The sequence below is a fragment of the Amycolatopsis sp. w19 genome, from assembly GCF_051373225.1.
GTDB lineage: Bacteria > Actinomycetota > Actinomycetes > Mycobacteriales > Pseudonocardiaceae > Amycolatopsis > Amycolatopsis japonica.
Window position 1 is genome coordinate 1 of the sequence record NZ_JBPQFM010000095.1, and the last position, 505, is coordinate 505.

Here is a 505-nt window from a genome sequence, read left to right on the forward strand (position 1 = left end):
TGCCAATCTTATGTTTAATTTTCTTAATTAAACCTTTAACAGGACCTTCCATTGCTGCTTGAAAACCTAAATTGGTCGCGTCTATTATTGTTTTCATTTCAAATACAGGTTGTGGAATAAAATTTATATTACACATTCCTCCGCCATTCCATATCTGATTTGCCAAATTGATGTCTCGATTAAATCTTTTTTGCCTTCCATTGAAATCACTAGGCTTAGAGCCTGCGGTAAAGATACCATAAACATTAACTTGAAGGTTATTTTGGTACTGTTGATCGGGTCTAATTTTTAATATTTGATTAGTCCAAGAAACCATATTTGTTTTTTTTTAGACTTTCTATTATTCAATTGATGCACTTCCTTTTATATCGTTAATATAAGCTATGAAACTACGGCTAATTTGCCTGTATGCTTATCCACTAACAGTGATAAAATAAAAATTTTCAAAGCTAAAATCCAGTGATATGACTTATACAATAAAAAAACTACTGAGCTCCAATCAGTA

Annotated in this window: 1 protein-coding gene; it reads right to left on the reverse strand. The window is 30.9% G+C overall.

The genetic code is table 11. The features are described 5' to 3' along the window. The coding region (locus ACSMFO_RS40265; protein ID WP_436462558.1) for a hypothetical protein at positions 1-316 on the reverse strand (316 nt) is incomplete at its 3' end. Between the last annotated feature and the right edge of the window lie 189 nt (positions 317-505).